This window comes from Beijerinckia sp. 28-YEA-48, assembly GCF_900104955.1.
GTDB lineage: Bacteria > Pseudomonadota > Alphaproteobacteria > Rhizobiales > Beijerinckiaceae > Terripilifer.
Map to the genome: position 1 here is coordinate 4281004 of NZ_FNSI01000001.1, position 13442 is coordinate 4294445.

Sequence of the window (13442 nt, forward strand, 5' to 3'; positions counted from 1 at the left end):
GCGGATTGCCAGACACTGCGACGGCCGTTCTCAGGACGGGGACATCGCAGCATGATCACTTGAGCGCACAGCCGCTCACATCAGGATCATGCCGAAGGTAGGACCGCTTCACGCCCAACGCAAGGATTGGCGCGCAATCTTGAACCTTTCAAATCTACGTCGCTAGAATGCGGCCAATAGCAGGGCCACTCAGCGCACGCCGTAAGCTTCGGCCATCATATCGATCGTGGCGAGCTTGGCCTGGAACACAGACCAATCATCCGCGGCGGCGATCGGCGCCCAGACCGCCTCGACCTCGTCGATCAGCATCGTACAGGGAGCTTCGAGGGCGAAATAAGCATGGTCGACTTTGGCCCCAGCGGCGGTCTCCCTCCGCAGCAGATCGGCCCGCACCGGGGCGAATTCGGCCTGAGCATAGAAAGCCGCCATGGGACCGGCATCGGCCCGCGCCGCGCCCGCCGCGCCGCCATACCAATCGAAGAAGAAACGTTCGAACGGCATGCGCGTCTTCTGCAGAAACGGCCAGATGACGCGCGCCAGCGCCGTATCCTTCTCGTCGCCCTGGCTGACGATGCCCAGACGCCGCATCAAGGCCGCGAGAAAGGCTTCGTGAAAAGCTGGCCTGAAGGCTTCCAGGGCTTTCTCCAAAGCCTCTTGCGGTGCCAGCGGCAACAGGCATTCGGCGAGCCGCGCCAAGTTCCACAGCAGAGTGTCGGGCTGCGCGCCATAGGCATAAAGGCCGTTCTCATCGAAATAAGCGGCCGTGAAACGCGGATCGAGCACCAGCAGAAAACGCCACGGGCCGTAGTCGAAACTTTCGCCAGTGATATTGATATTGTCGGTGTTGAGAACGCCGTGAACAAAGCCCGCAAGCATCCATTGCGCGCCCATGACGCCAACGCGGCGGCAAACCTCCTCGAGAAAGGCCACCGCGCGCGCCTCGATGCCGTCGCGCCACAGCGAGGGCATATAGGTGGTGATCGCATAATCGAGGAGACGCGCGATATTTGCGTCCTCTTGCAGATGGCGAAAGCGTTGGAACGTGCCGATGCGCAGATGCGAATGGCTGAGCCGCACCAGAACCGACGAGCGGGTCGGCGAAGGCTCGTCGCCACGCACCAGATCCTCACCCGTTTCGATCAAGCTGAAAGACTTCGATGTGTTGACGCCGAGCGCCTCCAGCATTTCCGTCGCCAGGATTTCGCGCAGGCCACCCTTGAGCGTCAGGCGACCATCGGCCGTGCGCGACCAGGGCGTCTGGCCGCTGCCTTTGGTCGCCAGATCGAGCAGGCGACCATCGACGCGATCATAAAGTTGAGCGAACAGAAAGCCACGGCCATCGCCGAGATCGGGATTGTAGTGGCGGAACTGATGGCCGTGATAGCGCAGCGCCATCGGCTGTTCGAAACTGCCCGGCAGCGGCTCGAAGCGCCCGAAATGCGCGATCCATTCGGCATCCGTTAAATCGGCGCAGCCCACCCGCTCGGCCCAGCGCTGGTTGCGATGGCGGATGATGTGCTTGGGAAAATCGGCGGCGACAACGAGATCGTAAAACTCCGGCCCCAGCGCGGCATGCGCCTTCGCAGGACGAAAATCAGGCGAAAGCGGCATGGGTGATCAAGCTCTTGGCTGTCTCTTGGGGCGTCGTATCAGGCAGGCTGGAAGTTCATGGCGACGCCATTGATGCAATAGCGCAGATAAGTCGGCGGCGGGCCGTCGTCGAAGACGTGGCCAAGATGGCTGCCACAGCGGCTGCAATGCACTTCCGTTCGCACCATGCCGTAGGCACGATCGACCGTTGTCTCCACCGCGCCCTCGATCGGATCGTTGAAGCTCGGCCAGCCGGTGCCGCTCTCGAATTTCAGCTTCGAGACAAAAAGCGGTTGATCGCACCCGACACAGGTGAATGTGCCCGAACGTTTCTCATAGTTCAGCGCGCAGCTCCCCGGCGCTTCCGTGCCGTGTTCGCGCATGATGTGGAATTGCTCCGGCGTCAGAAGTTCACGCCATTCGGCATCTGTGTGCGTGACCGGATATTGCTTGGTATCCATGGGAAACTCCCAGGTTCCTTGAGGGGATATAACGGCAATATAGGCGGAAGCTTCTGGTTTTTCTATATTGGCTGAGCCGGCTCTAGGCTGATCGAGCCTTAGACTTGTAGGGCGCCATGCCTTCGCGGGCCAGTTCATCGGCGCGTTCGTTCATCTCGTGACCGGCATGCCCCTTCACCCAATGCCACGCGACATTGTGCGGTTGTTCCGCCGCATCGAGGCGTTGCCACAGGTCGGCATTCTTCACCGGCTTTTTATCGGCCGTGCGCCAGCCGTTGCGCTTCCAATTCTTGATCCAGCCGGTGACGCCACCGCGCACATATTGGGAATCGGTATAGAGATCGACATTGCAGGGACGCGTCAGCGCCTCGAGCGCCATGATCGCCGCGGTCAATTCCATACGGTTATTGGTCGTCTCGGCTTCGCCGCCGGACATTTCCTTGCTGCGCTCACCCCATTGCAGAATGGCACCCCAGCCGCCCGGCCCCGGATTGCCCGAGCAGGCGCCGTCGGTAAAAATCGTAGCCCGCCCGGTCATTTCAGCAGCCCATAGTCACGCACGGATTGAACCTGCTGATGGAATCGCAATTTTTTCACATATTCGATCGGGTCTTTCGGCCGCACCAAGGCGCCATCAGGCACGTTCAGCCAGTCCACCAGCCGGGTGAGAAGAAAGCGCAAGGCGGCGCCGCGCGCCAGCAAGGGCAAGGCCTCTTTCTCGGCGCCGGAGAGCGGACGGATCTTCTGATAGCCGTCAATCATCGCCATGCCCTTGGTGATGTTGAAGGACATGTCGGCCTCGAAACACCAGGCGTTGAGACAGATCGCCAGATCGAAGGCTAAAGCATCATTACAGGCGAAATAGAAATCGATCACGCCCGACAATTTGGGGCCAAGGAAGAAGGCGTTGTCGGGAAACAGATCGGCGTGAATGACACCGGCGGGCAGCTGCTGTGGCCAGGCGCGTTCCAGATGAGAGAGCTCATCGGCAACCATCACCGCAAGGCCGGGCAGAACGCTGTCGGCGCGCGCTTCAGCGGTGCGAAACAGCGGATTCCAGCCGCCGACAGACAGCGCATTGGCTCGTTTCAGCTCGAAATCGCGACCGGCGTCATGCAATTGTGCCAGGGTTTCACCGATCTGAGCGCAATGCTGGACACCGGGTCGACGCACCGACATGCCATCGAGAAAGGTGACGATGACGGCGGGGCGGCCGGCGAGGCGGCCCAGTGCATCGCCCCGTCGGTTGTGCACGGGCAGCGGACAATTGACGCCACGGCGGGCCAGATGCTCCATCAGGCCGAGAAAGAACGGCAGATCGGCCTCGACGACGCGACGCTCGTAGAGCGTGAGAATGAAGAAACCGGCCTCGCAATGAAGCAGATAATTCGAATTCTCGACGCCCTCGGCGATACCCTTGCAGGACAGCAGGCCACCAAGCTCGTAGCCCACGAGAAAGACCGCAAGGTCTTCGTCGGAAATTTCAGTGTAGACGGCCATTTCTGGGTTCCGGCAGCGGATCGCGCCGTTTTGCCGTGCGCTTGCGCCCGTGTTAGCCACGTGGGCCGGCCAGGTCAAACACTAGGCGTCAAACTAGGGCGAATGGTGGGCACACGAATTTATCGAACATAACAGAGCAGAAACGCTGGAATGCTGGGTTTGTCGGCCGCCTTCGCATGGGCCTCGTCCTGGATTTTCTCTTGGATTTTTCCTTGGTCTTGGGCCTTTTTCACCATCGGCGCCTCGGCCGCCCAGACCGCGCGCAACGCCATGCAGCGCGACCTCACTGCCACCCTCGGCACGGCCGGGGCCACCTATGTCCGCTTTCTGTTCAGCCTGCCGTTCATCGCTGTCCTGTTCCTGATTGAAACAGCGGTCATCGGCCTGAATCCGCCGCATCTGTCGGCGGCCAGCCTGACCTGGCTGCTCGTCGGCGCGCTGGCGCAGGCCTTGGCGACGGGCCTGATGCTGGCCGGCATGAAGACACGCTCCTTTGTGGTGGTCACCGCCTATACGAAGACGGAACCGATCATCCTGGCGATTTTCGGCGCCATGTTTCTGGGCGATCACCTGTCGCCAGCGGCGATCGCCGCCGTGATCATCGCCACCGCCGGCGTCATGCTGATGTCTTGGCCAAAACGCGCCGCCGGGACACCAACCAGCAAAGGCGAATGGCAATCGGCAGCCCTGGGGCTGGCGGGCGGCGCCTTCTTCGCTCTTTCAGCCACTTGCTATCGCGGTGGCCTGATCGGCCTCGATGGATCAAATGTCGTCATCATCGCCACCACGGCCTTGCTCGCCGCGCAGCTGATGCAATGCGCCTTGATCATCGTCTATCTCGCACTCTTTGATCGCACCTTGCTGAAAGCGATCATCATACACTGGCGCAAGTCGCTGTTTGCCGGCGGCATGGGCGCGCTCGCTTCGCAGCTGTGGTTGATGGCCTTCACCCTCACCTCCGCCGCCGCCGTGCGCACGCTGGCGCTCGTTGAAGTGCTGATGGCGCAGGTGGTGACCCGCCGGATGTTTAGGCAAGGCACGTCACGGCGCGAATATATTGGTATGGCGCTGATCGTGAGTGGCATCGTTCTGCTGCTGCACGGCTGAACGCTGATCGCTCGCCATCTGCAAGCGCATCTGCGGCAGGGCGTGCGGATATTCGGCACGTAGAAACGTGATCAGTTCCTCACGGATCTGGCAACGCAGATCGAAGGTGCGCGGCGACGTCGAGGCGCTGACGAGAATGCGCACTTCCATGGTCGCCTGTTTAAAATCAGTGATCTGCACATTGACCACTTTGCCGTCCCACAGCGACGAGCGACGGGCGATCTCCTCGACCTTGCGGCGCAATTCATCGATCGGCACCATATAATCGAGATAGATCATCACCGTACCGATGAGCGCCGCGCCTTCGCGCGTCCAGTTCTGGAACGGCTTCTCGATGAAATAGCTCAACGGCAGCACCATCCGGCGCCAATCCCAGATGCGGATGACCACATAGGTCGAGGTGATCTCCTCGACATTGCCCCACTCACCTTCAACGAGCAGTGCATCGTCGATACGGATCGGCTGGGTGATGGCAAGCTGAATGCCGGCGAACAGATTCTTCAACACTGGCTGCAGCGCCAGACCGATGACAACGCCGGCAGCACCAGCGGAAGCGAGCAGACTGAGGCCATATTGCCAGACGCGCTCGAAGGTCATCAGGCAGGCGGCGACCGCGATAATGATGATCAGCAGATTGACGACGCGGCGCAGGATGTTCGATTGGGTGACATGCTTGCGCGCCAGCAGATTGTCTTCCGCATCGAGCTTGAAACGGCGCAGATAAACCACCGTCCAGATATGCACCGCGATCTGCGCCATCCACGCCAGCAAAATGATCAAGGCGATGGTCAGAAAATGCGCCAGAGCTCGCGCCAACCCGGTCGACAGCGGCAAAACGGCTTGAGCCAGCGCCAACGCCACCATGATGGCGAACAGGCGCGAAGGCCCCTGGGTGCGCGACACCAGCGAGCGCCAGAACAGATCGCGATTGGCGACCATGATGGTCAGGCGCTGAAAAATGATGCGATGGGCGACGATCGCCAGCACGCCAAACAGCATCAGCCCGCTCAGATCGACCAACCAGATGGGGAAGAAGGCGATCAGACGTTCGACTTGGGCGAGCGCGTCAGTCAAGGGCATCGGCGAAAAGCATCGAATTGTCCTTTTGGGGACAACCCGATCACCGCTGCGACGGTTCCATCCGCCTTATTCGATACGTGATTTTCGCGTTAGGCGCGCTGGCGCAATTCACGCGGCGGCGGGAAATGCACGCCCTCCTGCGCCGTCACCACGGTTTCCACCGTCACGTCGAAATGCGCCCGGAAGCCGTCGAGAATTTCCTCGACCAGAACTTCCGGCGCCGAGGCGCCCGCCGAAATGCCGACCCGCGTCACCTTTTGCAGTACTGGCCAGTCGATGTCGGAAGCCCGCTCGACCAGAAGCGAAATGGCGCAGCCAGCGCGCTCGGCCACTTCGCGCAAGCGCAGCGAATTGGACGAATTCGGCGCGCCGACGACGATCATCGCCTCAACCTGGGTGGCCACGGCCTTTACCGCGTCTTGCCGGTTGGTGGTGGCGTAGCAGATGTCTTCCTTGTGTGGGCCGACGATATCCGGGAAACGTTGGGTCAGCGCTTCGACGATCTCGCGGGTATCATCAACCGATAAGGTGGTCTGCGTCGCCCAGGCGAGATTTGCCGGATTGGGCAGCGCCAACCGTTCGACATCGGCGACGGTCTCGACGAGCACGACGGCGCCGTCGGGCAATTGTCCCATCGTGCCCTCGACCTCGGGATGGCCGTCATGACCGATGAGGATGACCGTGCGCCCACGCCGGGCATGGATCTCCGCCTCGCGGTGCACCTTGGTGACAAGCGGACAGGTGGCGTCGATGGTGAGGAAATTGCGCTGGCGCGCCGCTTCCGGCACCGCCCTTGGCACACCATGGGCGGAAAAGATGACCGGCGCCTCGGTATCGGGAATTTCATCGAGATGATCGACGAAGATCGCGCCCTTGGCGCGCAGGCTGTCGACCACGTAACGGTTATGGACGATCTCGTGACGGACATAGACCGGCGCCCCATACAGCTCCAGCGCCCGCTCCACGGTGTCAATGGCGCGCACAACCCCGGCGCAAAAGCCGCGCGGGGCACAAAGCAGAATCTGAAGTTTCGGGCGTTCGCTCATCAAACCTATCCTGTGTCGTGTCCTTGGAGCGCGGCGCGCGACACTGTCAAGACCAACCGTGCAAGACCAACCGTACAAGACTAACCGTGGCGGAACATCTCTGTGATTCTTTCCATCAAACCATCGCGCACGCTGCGATAGGCTTCGAGCCGTTGCTCGCGCGACCCGTGCACGGCCGTCGGATCGATCGTTGGCCAGTATAACGCATCAACCGCCATGGTGCGAATATAGTCCAGCGTCGTGTGGTGAGCCTCGGGCGACAGGCTGATAATCATATCAAAATTGTCATCTTCAAGATCATCGAAGGTGCGCGGCACATGGCGGGTGATATCGATGCCGATTTCGGCCATGGCCGCCACGGCGAAGGGGTCCAGCTCGCCCGGGCGCACGCCAACCGAGGCAAAGAAGACCTCGCGCGGGAACAGGCTGCGGCCGATCGCCTCGGCCATGGGCGAGCGGACCGCATTGAAGGTGCAAGCAAACAGCAGCGATTGCGGGCGTTTGCGTGAGGCAAAGGGCGAGGGAGCGGGATCGCTCATGCGCACCGACGGGCCATTAATTCAGCCCCTCCGATGCAACGCGGTCAAAAGCGTGAACAGGCGGCGCGCGGTGTCGAAATCGCACTCCACCTTGCCATCGAGACGCTCGGCAAACAGATGCGCGCCATCGTTGTGCAGGCCGCGACGGCCCATGTCGATGGCCTCGATCTGCGCCGGGGTCGCCGTGCGAATCGCCGCATAATAGCTTTCGCAGATGGCGAAATAATCGCGCAGGATGCGGCGAAACGGCGTCAGCGAGATGATGTGGGTGACAACGCTCTCGCCTTCGCGGCTGCGCACCTCGAGCGCCAACTTCTTGTCGTGGATCGCGACATGTAGCGCATAGGGGCCATCGTCGCGGCCCGGCAGGCTGAAATTGCTGTCCTCGATCAGATCATAGATCGCGATCATGCGCTCGTGTTCCTGATCAGCGTTGCCTCGGCCGATCGAGGCCTCGTCAAGCGTCACAGAAAGCAACCGGCGCGCATTTTCAGCGGTCATAAATCATCCCAGATCTGCATCATCCAAGGTTGAGGCGGATGGAGACCGAGCGCGCATGCGCATCGAGCCCTTCCGCCTTGCCCAGCGCGATGGCCGCCGGCCCGAGAGCGCGCAGACTGTCGGCACTACATTTGAGGATCGACGTGCGCTTCATGAAATCGAGTACGCCGAGCCCCGACGAGAAGCGCGCCGAGCGCGCCGTCGGCAGCACGTGATTGGAGCCGCCGACATAGTCGCCGATGGCCTCCGGTGTATGGCCGCCGATGAAAATGGCGCCGGCATTGCGTACCTTGGTCGCCAAGGCATCGGCATCGGCGGACATGATCTCAAGATGTTCGGGTGCGAGGCGATCGGTGATGCCGATGGCATCAGACAGGCGCGCGCACAAAATAACGGCGCCGAAATCGCGCCAGCTCGCAGCGGCGATGTCGCGGCGCGGCAAGGTCGCCAATTGCCGTTCGAGCGCGCCGACAACCGCATCGGCCAGGCCTGCATCGTCGGTGATTAATAGCGATTGCGCCGCCACGTCATGTTCGGCCTGAGCCAACAGATCAGCGGCGATCCAATCGGGATTAGCGGTGCGATCAGCCAGGATAAGAACTTCCGACGGACCAGCGATCATGTCGATGCCGACCTTGCCAAAGACGCGGCGCTTGGCGGCGGCAACGAAGGCATTGCCGGGACCGACGATCTTCGCCACCGGCGCAATGGTCTGCGTGCCATAGGCAAGCGCGGCAATGGCTTGGGCGCCGCCGACTCGATAGATTTCATCGACACCGGCGATATCAGCGGCCGCGAGCACCAAAGGATTGATGATGCCATCTGGCGTCGGCACCACCATGACGATGCGCGGCACGCCGGCAACCTTGGCCGGCACGGCATTCATCAGCACGGATGAGGGATAGCTCGCCGTGCCACCGGGCACATAGAGGCCAACCGCTTCCACCGCGCTCCAGCGCCAGCCGAGCTCAACGCCTTCCTCGTCGCTGAAATGCACATCGCTTGGCCGTTGCCGCTGATGAAAGCTGAGAATGCGGCGATGGGCGAAGTGCAAGGCTTCCAACGCCGTCTTGTCGCAAGCGGCAATCGCGGCTTCGATTTCCGGGCGCGAGATGCGCAAGCCAAGAGCGGCCACATCGACACGATCGAACTTCAGCGACAGGTCCACCAGTGCCGCATCGCCGCGGGCCACCACATCCTCAATGATGGCGCGCGCCGCATTGTCGACGTCCTCGGACACTTCACGCTTCATGGCAAGCAGCGCTGTGAATTCGTGCTCGAACCCAGCATCGCGCATATCCAGCCGCACAGGCATACACAACTCCTCGTCGCGCGCGTTTCCGGCGCGCTCAACCTTGAAAATTATTTATCGGTTTCGCCGAGCGGGTGCCCGGGCACGGCGCGCGCCGGCCAGCGCCCACCAAGATCGCGCAGTTGCGCATCGATACATTCGACATGCAAACGCACCGCCGCACCGCCGGAGAACACGAGGTCGACAATGCCGCCAGGCGCTTCGTCTTCGGCGAAGGTGATCCCCAGCAGATTGAGCGTCGTCTCACGGTTATGCTGATCGAAGCCGGACAGGGCCGCCTTCTGCACGCTGTCGAAATGCAAGCCCGCGCGTGTGCGTTCCGGCTTGCCCGCCGCCGCCGCCAACCAGTCGAACCGACAGCCGACCAGCGCGAAACGGCGCTGCGCCGGCAGATAGGTCATGTCGGCGACGCGGAAGATGGCGTCCTGCATGGCGGCCGACAACACTTCCACGTCCTCGCCGTCGAGAGCGAACAGGCGGAGCGGTTCGGAGAATGTTTTCGTCGGCGCGTTCATGGGTTCATATCATAGGCTTATGTGTTGGGCCGTCTAGTTGGCCCGTCACGTTGGGCGATCTAGCCCGGATCGCTCACGCGTTCGATCATCGCGCCGCAGCCTGCCAGCTTATGCTCAAGCCGCTCGAAGCCGCGATCAAGATGGTAGACGCGATGGACCGTCGTCTCACCTTCCGCCGCCAACGCGCCGATGACAAGAGACACCGAGGCGCGCAGGTCCGTCGCCATCACCGGCGCCCCCTTCAGCTTCGGCACGCCCTCGACAATTGCCGTATCGCCATCAAGCCGGATTTTGGCGCCAAGCCGGGCCAGTTCCTGCACGTGCATGAAACGGTTCTCGAAAATCGTCTCGGTGACCCGCGACGTGCCCGAGGAGCGGGTCATCAAGGCCATGAACTGGGCCTGCAGATCGGTCGGGAAGCCGGGGAACGGATCGGTGGTCACATCGACCGGCGCGATGCCCGCGCCATTGCGCTGAATGCGGATGCCATGATTGTTCGAGGTGACGGTGGCGCCCGCTTGCGACAAGTGATCGAGCGCCGATTGCAGTAGATCAGGCCGGACGTTTTCGAGGAAGACATCGCCACCGGCCATCGCCACCGCCATGGCGAAGGTGCCAGCCTCGATGCGATCGGGCAAAACCGCATGCTGGGCGCCGCTGAGCGAACCAACACCGGAAACTTCCAGCTCGGACGTGCCGATGCCCTTGATGCGCGCACCCATTTTGACAAGGCAATTGGCGAGATCGGTCACTTCCGGCTCGCTGGCGGCATTGCGGATCAGCGAGTCGCCGTGCGCCAACACAGCGCCCATCAGCGCCGTATGGGTGCCGCCGACCGTGACTTTGGGGAAATGAATTTCGCCCCCGCGCAGGCCTTTCGGCGCCTTGGCGACCACGTAGCCACTGTCGATATCGATCTGCGCGCCAAGCTTTTCCATGGCCAGCAGCAAGAAATCGACCGGGCGCGTGCCGATGGCGCAACCGCCCGGAAGCGACACCCGCGCTTCGCCCATGCGCGCCACAAGCGGCGCCAGCACCCAGAAGCTGGCGCGCATGCGTGAGACCAGTTCATAGGGGGCGACGGTGTCGACGATATCGCCTGCGGTGAAGCGGATGGTCTGGCCGGCATTGGCGCTGTCGCCGTTGCGCTTGCCATCGATCATGTGATCGACGCCATGGTTGCCGAGGATGCGGATCAACATGCGCACGTCGGCCAGACGCGGCACGTTCTCCAGAACCAGGGTTTCCTTGGTCAACAGAGAGGCGATCATCAGCGGCAGTGCCGCGTTCTTTGCCCCCGAAATTGGAATTGAGCCGTTAAGTTTCTGCCCGCCGACGATTCGAATCCGGTCCATCTGCACTCTCAATAGGTGGCGCCGCCACGGACGCTGGTTGCCCCCTTTCTAACATGATTCCGGCCAGATCGAGGCCCCAATCACGGATCTTCCCGGTCTTCACTGGTCTCGCCCCCCGACTTGCGACTGCGGGACTGGTCCTTGCGGCGCTTCAGATTGTCCCGCAGCGCCTGGGCCTGGCGGCGCAGGCGCGCCCCGGCGGCCACGGTCTTGGAATTGGGCGCAGGCGCTTTTGCGCCGGAATCGGCCGTTTCGCCTTCGGTTTTCGTGTCGGAAGCCATAGGGAATGACATATAAACCTGCCGATCGGCGGGCAAGTGGTCCGATTTGAGCACCGCCGATTTGGGGAATTCACTATGTCGCGACGCCGCGCCGATGTTGTCCTGGTCGAGAACGGCCATTTCGAAAGCCGGGCGCGGGCACGGGCCGCGATCGAAGCCGGGCTGGTCTTCGCCAACGGCAAACAGGTGCGCCGGCCCTCGGAAGAACTGCCTGAGGACGTCGAAATCCGCGCCAGCGCTCCCCATCCCTGGGTATCGCGCGGCGGGCTGAAGCTGGTGGCGGCCCTGGATGGCTTCGGAATCGACCCGAAAGGCCGCATTTGCCTCGATGTTGGGGCCTCGACCGGCGGTTTTACCGAGGTTTTGCTGGCGCGCGGCGCCGCCCGTGTCCATGCCATTGATGTCGGCCATGGCCAATTGCATGCCCGCTTGCAGCACGACCCCAGGGTTTTGGCCCGCGAAGGCACCGATGCCCGGCAGCTGAAGCCGGCCGATTTCGTCTCGGAAGCCGGCGTCGTGGAAGCGCCAGATCTGATCGTCTGCGACGTCAGCTTCATTTCCCTCGCCCTGGTCCTGCCGCCGGTTCTGGCGCTGGCAGCGCCGGGGGCGCAGTTGGCGGTGCTGGTCAAACCGCAATTCGAGGCTGGGCCGGGCAAGGTCAACAAAGGCGTGGTGCGCGATCCCCTGGTGCATGACGCCGTGTGCGCGAAAATCCGCACGCTGGTCGAAAGCCTCGGCTGGCGCTGCCTGGGCCTCCTGCCCTCGCCGATCGAAGGCGGCGACGGCAACCGGGAGTTCCTGCTCGGCGCGCGGCGCGATTAAGCCATTCGCTTTGCGCCCCGGGACAGGCTAGACAACCCCATGTTTCGCGCCAGCACTCTCACCATCGAACGCCTCGGACAGCGCGGCGAAGGCATCGCCGTCAATGATAATACGTCGGTTTTCGTTCCCTACACCGTCCCCGGCGATGTCATCGAAGCCGAACTCGACGGCACCCAGGGCAAGCTGGTCAAGATTCTCCAGCCGTCCCCCGATCGGATCGCCGCCTTCTGCACCTATTTCACCGCCTGCGGCGGCTGCGCCGTGCAGACGCTTGCGCCGGCGCCCTATGCTCAGTGGAAACGAGATCTCGTCAGCGCGGCCCTCACGCATCAGCGCGTCGAGGCGACCGTGGCGCCGCTCATCGACGCCCATGGTGCAGGGCGGCGGCGGGTCACGTTTCATACCCGCATCCGGCGCGATGCCCTGGAGCGCACGACAATCGAAGTCGGCTTCATGCGCGCCCGCGCCCATGACATCATCGACATTGAGGCCTGCCCGATCCTGGCACCGGCGCTGGACGGCGCGGCCCATATCGCCCGGCGCATCGCGCAATTGCTGGCGCAAACCGGCAAGCCGCTCGACATATCGTTGACCGAAAGCCTGGAAGGGCTTGATGTCGATATTCGTGGCGTCGGCAAACTCAGCCCGCCTTTGCGCCAGCAGATGGTCGAACTGGCGCAGCACATCAATCTTGCCCGGTTGTCGAATCATGGCGAAGTGATTGTCGAGAACCGGCCGCCACGCCTGCGCATGGGCCAGGCCATTCTGGTCCCGCCGCCAGGGGCTTTTCTGCAAGCAACGGAAGCGGGCGAAGCGGTGCTGGCGGACCTCGTCCGCAAAGCGATCGGCAAGAGCAGCCTTGTCGCCGATCTGTTCGCTGGCGTCGGCACATTCACCCTGCGCCTGGCCGAGATAGCGCGGGTTCACGCGGTCGACACTGACGCCGCCATGGTCAATGCCCTGAGCCGCGCCGCGCATAACACGCCCGGCCTGAAGACGATCACGGCTCAGGCGCGCGATCTGTTTCGACGTCCCCTCGCCGTAGCGGAACTGAAAGATTATGACGCCGTCGTCTTCGACCCGCCACGGGCCGGCGCGGAAACGCAGGCCAAGGCGTTGGCGCAATCGGACGTGCCTGTGATCGTCGCGGTGTCGTGCAATGCGCAGACCTTCGCCCGCGACGCGAGCATCCTGATCGAGGGCGGCTATACGCTCGGCACGGTCACGCCGGTCGATCAGTTTCGGCACTCGCCCCATGTCGAGGTCGTCGCCACCTTCCGCAAACAGTCCTCGCGGGCGATCAAACGCAAACGCAGCATACTGGGTTAGAGTT

General features: G+C 62.5%; 15 protein-coding genes. 3 read left to right on the top strand and 12 right to left on the bottom strand.

Translation table 11 applies throughout. The annotated features are described in order from the left end of the window. Positions 1 to 189: 189 nt before the first annotated feature. The 4 genes from BLW50_RS20060 to BLW50_RS20075 form a co-directional block, all read right to left on the bottom strand. Entirely contained in the window at positions 190 to 1611 is a 1422-nt protein-coding gene (locus tag BLW50_RS20060) for a protein adenylyltransferase SelO (RefSeq protein ID WP_090705817.1), read from the bottom strand. Between the two features lie 38 nt (positions 1612 to 1649). Continuing rightward, positions 1650 to 2051 (bottom strand): peptide-methionine (R)-S-oxide reductase MsrB, encoded by a 402-nt coding sequence (gene msrB, locus BLW50_RS20065; protein ID WP_090705819.1) that lies wholly within the window; start codon positions 2049 to 2051, stop codon positions 1650 to 1652. Positions 2052 to 2133: 82 nt separating this feature from the next. Continuing rightward, the gene (gene rnhA, locus BLW50_RS20070; protein WP_090705821.1) at positions 2134 to 2589 is read right to left on the bottom strand and encodes a ribonuclease HI; all 456 of its coding nucleotides are present in this window, start codon (positions 2587 to 2589) and stop codon (positions 2134 to 2136) included. Beyond that, positions 2586 to 3551 (bottom strand): homoserine kinase, encoded by a 966-nt coding sequence (locus BLW50_RS20075; protein ID WP_090705823.1) that lies wholly within the window; start codon positions 3549 to 3551, stop codon positions 2586 to 2588. The genes rnhA and BLW50_RS20075 overlap by 4 nt, the downstream gene beginning before the upstream one ends. Positions 3552 to 3701: 150 nt before the next feature. On the opposite strand from BLW50_RS20075, the gene BLW50_RS20080 reads away from it, so the two are divergent. Further along, on the top strand, positions 3702 to 4658 hold the full coding sequence (locus BLW50_RS20080; protein ID WP_244544326.1) for a DMT family transporter: 957 nt from the start codon (positions 3702 to 3704) through the stop codon (positions 4656 to 4658). Here the strand turns inward: BLW50_RS20080 and BLW50_RS20085 are convergent. The 8 genes from BLW50_RS20085 to BLW50_RS20120 form a co-directional block, all read right to left on the bottom strand. After that, positions 4593 to 5738: a mechanosensitive ion channel family protein gene (locus BLW50_RS20085; protein WP_090705825.1), complete on the bottom strand. Its 1146-nt coding sequence runs from the start codon at positions 5736 to 5738 to the stop codon at positions 4593 to 4595. The genes BLW50_RS20080 and BLW50_RS20085 overlap by 66 nt on opposite strands. An 89-nt stretch (positions 5739 to 5827) precedes the next feature. After that, positions 5828 to 6784 (bottom strand): 4-hydroxy-3-methylbut-2-enyl diphosphate reductase, encoded by a 957-nt coding sequence (ispH, locus tag BLW50_RS20090; RefSeq protein WP_090705827.1) that lies wholly within the window; start codon positions 6782 to 6784, stop codon positions 5828 to 5830. A gap of 80 nt (positions 6785 to 6864) precedes the next feature. After that, the gene (locus BLW50_RS20095) at positions 6865 to 7323 is read right to left on the bottom strand and encodes an arsenate-mycothiol transferase ArsC (protein ID WP_090705829.1); all 459 of its coding nucleotides are present in this window, start codon (positions 7321 to 7323) and stop codon (positions 6865 to 6867) included. 21 nt (positions 7324 to 7344) lie between these two features. Next, entirely contained in the window at positions 7345 to 7824 is a 480-nt protein-coding gene (locus BLW50_RS20100; RefSeq protein WP_090705831.1) for a UPF0262 family protein, read from the bottom strand. Positions 7825 to 7843: 19 nt separating this feature from the next. Continuing rightward, complete coding sequence (gene hisD, locus BLW50_RS20105; RefSeq protein WP_090705833.1) at positions 7844 to 9139, bottom strand: histidinol dehydrogenase; 1296 nt, start codon at positions 9137 to 9139, stop codon at positions 7844 to 7846. 47 nt (positions 9140 to 9186) lie between these two features. Beyond that, a complete protein-coding gene (locus tag BLW50_RS20110) occupies positions 9187 to 9651 on the bottom strand; it encodes a DUF2948 family protein (protein WP_090705835.1) in 465 nt (154 codons plus the stop codon). A 59-nt stretch (positions 9652 to 9710) separates the two neighbouring features. After that, positions 9711 to 11006: a UDP-N-acetylglucosamine 1-carboxyvinyltransferase gene (gene murA / locus BLW50_RS20115; RefSeq protein ID WP_090705837.1), complete on the bottom strand. Its 1296-nt coding sequence runs from the start codon at positions 11004 to 11006 to the stop codon at positions 9711 to 9713. Between the two features lie 80 nt (positions 11007 to 11086). Next, the gene (locus BLW50_RS20120) at positions 11087 to 11299 is read right to left on the bottom strand and encodes a hypothetical protein (protein WP_139267689.1); all 213 of its coding nucleotides are present in this window, start codon (positions 11297 to 11299) and stop codon (positions 11087 to 11089) included. A gap of 63 nt (positions 11300 to 11362) precedes the next feature. On the opposite strand from BLW50_RS20120, the gene BLW50_RS20125 reads away from it, so the two are divergent. Together BLW50_RS20125 and BLW50_RS20130 are read left to right on the top strand one after the other, a co-directional pair. Beyond that, positions 11363 to 12109, top strand: coding sequence for a TlyA family RNA methyltransferase (locus BLW50_RS20125; protein ID WP_090705844.1), 747 nt, complete (start codon positions 11363 to 11365; stop codon positions 12107 to 12109). Positions 12110 to 12148: 39 nt separating this feature from the next. Next, positions 12149 to 13438: a class I SAM-dependent RNA methyltransferase gene (locus tag BLW50_RS20130; RefSeq protein ID WP_090705845.1), complete on the top strand. Its 1290-nt coding sequence runs from the start codon at positions 12149 to 12151 to the stop codon at positions 13436 to 13438. Positions 13439 to 13442: the final 4 nt, after the last annotated feature.